The following is a 2,502-nucleotide window of genomic DNA, read 5'->3' on the forward strand; positions in this document are numbered from 1 at the left end:
CCGCCGCCAGCGTGCATGCCGAACGGCTGCGCGCGCTCACGCTGTCGCTGCCCGACGCCCTGCAGCGCGCCGAAGGCGAGCTGACCGAGGCCGTGCTCGCGCTGGCGCTCGACGTGGCGCGCCAGGTGGTGCACCGCACGCTCAAGACCGAACCCGAATGGGTGGTGCCGGTGGTGCGCGACCTGCTCAACACCGACCCCGCCCTGCGCGGCGACCCGCGCCTGCTGCTGCACCCCGACGACGTGGGCCTGGTCAAGAACAGCCTGGGCAGCGAGATCGAGGCCGCCGGCTGGCAAGTGCGCGCCGACGAGCACATCGAGCGCGGCGGCTGCCGCGTGCAGTCGGCCAACGGCGAACTCGACGGCACGCTGCAGACCCGCTGGAAGCGCGTGGCCGCCGCCGTGCGCGGCACGGCCGACGACGGCGAGGCCGAAGCCTTCTGAGCGCCATGCAGACCGCCACCGCTCCCAACCCCCATCTGCAGTCGGTGCAGGCCGCGCTGGAAAAAGCGCGCGGCCATGTCGCGCGCTGCGAGACCACCACCGCCTCGGGCCGCCTCACGCGCGCCGTCGGGCTGGTGCTCGAAGCGGTCGGCCTGCAGCTGCCCGTGGGCAGCGACTGCCTGATCGAGCTGCCGCCCGGCAACGCGCAACGCCATGCCGAAGCCGAAGTGGTGGGCTTCGCGGGCGACCGCCTCTTCCTGATGTCGCAGACCGAAGTGGCGGGCCTGCTGCCCGGCGCGCGCGTGTTCGCGCGGCCCGGCTCGCTGGAGCCCGGCGCCAGCGGCGACGCCCACACCAAGCGCCTGCCCGTGGGCGAAGGCATGCTCGGCCGCGTGGTCGATGCGGCCGGCCGCCCGCTCGACGGGCTCGGCCCGCTGGACATCTCGCGCAAGGTGCCGCTGAGCTCGCCGCCCATCAACCCGCTGTCGCGCGCGCCGATCGACTCGGTGCTCGACGTGGGCGTGCGCGCCATCAACGCCATGCTCACCGTGGGCCGTGGCCAGCGCATGGGCCTGTTCGCGGGCTCGGGCGTGGGCAAGAGCGTGCTGCTGGGCATGATGGCCCGCTACACCAGCGCCGAAGTGATCGTGGTCGGCCTGATCGGCGAGCGCGGGCGCGAAGTGAAGGACTTCATCGAAAACACGCTGGGCGAGGAAGGCCTGGCGCGCGCCGTGGTGGTGGCCGCGCCGGCCGACAACTCGCCGCTGCTGCGCCTGCAGGGCGCGGCCTATGCCACCTGCCTGGCCGAGTACTTTCGCGACCGGGGCAAGGACGTGCTGCTCATCATGGACTCGCTCACCCGCTACGCCATGGCGCAGCGCGAGATCGCATTGGCCGTGGGCGAGCCGCCCGCCACCAAGGGCTACCCGCCTTCAGTGTTCGCGCGGCTGCCCGCGCTGGTGGAGCGTGCCGGCAACGGCGCGCGCGACGCGCAGGGGCGCGGCGGCTCCATCACCGCCTTCTACACGGTGCTGTCCGAAGGCGACGACCAGCAGGACCCGATCGCCGATTCGGCGCGCGCCATTCTCGACGGCCACGTGGTGCTCTCGCGCACGCTGGCCGAGGCCGGGCACTACCCGGCCATCGACATCGAGGCGTCCATCAGCCGCGCCATGACCGCGCTGATTCCGCCGTCGCAGTTCGACAGCGTGCGCCGCTTCAAGCAGATGCTGTCGCGCTACCAGCGCAACCGCGACCTGATCAGCGTGGGCGCCTACGCGCCCGGCCACGACCTGCAGCTGGACAAGGCGATTGCGATGTACCCGCGCATCGAGGCCTTCCTGCAGCAGTCAATGGAAGAGCGCACGGGCTACGAGGAAGCGATCGCGCAGCTCGACAGCCTGTTCGAGTCGGAGGCCCAGGCCGGCTTCGATCCCAGGACATCCAACACCCGGAGATTCCAGACATGACACGCAAGCTCCCCCTCGGCATGCTGATCGACCTGGCGCACACGCAGACCGACGACGCCGCGCGCCGCCTGGGCGCGCTGCAGAGCGCGCACCTGAACGCCAACCAGAAGCTGGACCTGCTGCTGCAGTACCGCCAGGACTACCACGACCAGCTCGACACGCTGATGCGCAGCGGCCTGCCCTCGTCGCAGTGGCGCAACTACCGCAACTTTCTGGGCACGCTGGACGGCGCCATCGAGCAGCAGCGCGCCATCGCCGCGCAGACCGAGACACGGCTGGACAACGGCCGCATCGACTGGCAGCACCAGAAGCGCCGCCTCAGCTCTTTCGACACCCTGGCCGAGCGCGTGCGCCTGCAGGAGCTGACGGCCGAGGCCAAGCGCGAGCAGCGCGACAGCGACGAGCGCGCCGCGCGCAAGTTCTTCGACCGCACGTCGCACCCGACCCTCTGAATATCCAGGAACCGACATGCCTCCCATGATCTCGCCCACCGTCGTCGCCAACGGCGCTTCGGCCCCCTCGTCCGCCGCGCAGGCCGGCCCGCGCGGCCGTGGCACCGACGAAGCACAGGGCCGCGGCTTCGGCGCCGC

3 protein-coding genes are annotated in these 2,502 nt (G+C 71.9%); all 3 read left to right on the forward strand.

The annotated features are described in order from the left end of the window. Window positions 1–443 (forward strand): FliH/SctL family protein (locus BMG07_RS40390; RefSeq protein ID WP_198089174.1); only part of this gene is annotated, 443 nt, incomplete at its 5' end. Between the two features lie 5 nt (window positions 444–448). After that, window positions 449–1,912 (forward strand): flagellar protein export ATPase FliI, encoded by a 1,464-nt coding sequence (gene fliI, locus BMG07_RS40395; RefSeq protein WP_198089175.1) that lies wholly within the window; start codon window positions 449–451, stop codon window positions 1,910–1,912. Continuing rightward, window positions 1,909–2,364 carry a flagellar export protein FliJ gene (gene fliJ / locus BMG07_RS40400; protein WP_198089176.1) on the forward strand — a complete coding sequence of 152 codons (456 nt, stop codon included), beginning with the start codon at window positions 1,909–1,911 and terminating at the stop codon, window positions 2,362–2,364. The genes fliI and fliJ overlap by 4 nt, the downstream gene beginning before the upstream one ends. Window positions 2,365–2,502: the final 138 nt, after the last annotated feature.

Origin of the sequence: Variovorax sp. E3 (assembly GCF_016082275.1) — a bacterium.
GTDB lineage: Bacteria > Pseudomonadota > Gammaproteobacteria > Burkholderiales > Burkholderiaceae_C > Variovorax.

Excerpts from the sequence above, each read along its gene's own strand:
- fliI (WP_198089175.1), top strand. The coding sequence starts at position 449 with ATGCAGACCGCCACCGCTCCCAACCCCCATCTGCAGTCGGTGCAGGCC.
- fliJ (WP_198089176.1), top strand. The coding sequence starts at position 1,909 with ATGACACGCAAGCTCCCCCTCGGCATGCTGATCGACCTGGCGCACACG.